The sequence below is a fragment of the Streptomyces sp. NRRL S-495 genome, assembly GCF_000966955.1.
In the GTDB taxonomy this organism is placed as follows: domain Bacteria; phylum Actinomycetota; class Actinomycetes; order Streptomycetales; family Streptomycetaceae; genus Kitasatospora; species Kitasatospora purpeofusca.
Window position 1 is genome coordinate 1 of the sequence record NZ_JZWY01001059.1, and the last position, 573, is coordinate 573.

At 78.5% G+C, this 573-nt stretch carries 1 protein-coding gene; it reads right to left on the reverse strand.

Features of this window, described 5'->3' with window-relative positions; genetic code table 11:
- On the reverse strand, positions 1-481 hold a 481-nt coding region (locus VR45_RS38850; protein WP_045944674.1), incomplete at its 3' end, for an MFS transporter.
- Between the last annotated feature and the right edge of the window lie 92 nt (positions 482-573).

Sequence of the window (573 nt, forward strand, 5' to 3'; positions counted from 1 at the left end):
GTGGGGGGATGCCCCAGGCGCGGGCGAGGTCGCCGGTGAGCGGGACGAGGTTGGGGCCGGCGACCGCGCCGAGGGTGGCGGCGAGCAGGACGCGGCTGAGTGCGCGGGCGCGGCGGTGGGGTGCGGCGAGGTCCGCACCGGCGTAGCGGGCGAGGAGGTTGGTGGCGGTGCCGGCGCCGTAGACCAGGAGCGAGGGCAGCAGCAGCGCGACCTGGTCCAGGGCCACGGCGGCGACCACACCGAGGCTGCCCAGGGCGCCGATCGCGTAGCCGGCGGCGAGGCCGGGGCGGCGTCCGCGCCGCTGGGACAGCCGGCCGACGAGGAGCGCGCCGAGCATCGATCCGCCGGTGAACAGGGCGGTGGGGATTCCGGCGAGGCCGGGGGAGCCGAGCATCTGCTCGGCGAGCAGGGCACCGACGACGATGCCTGCGGTGAGTCCGGCGCCGCTGACCAGCTGCGATGCGACCAGGACGGCCAGGATGCGCCGCTGTTCGGGGGCCTCGGGTGCCTCCGGTGGCCCTGGGTGCCCCGCCGGACCGGCTCCCGCCGGACCGGCTCCCGCCGGTCCGGCCC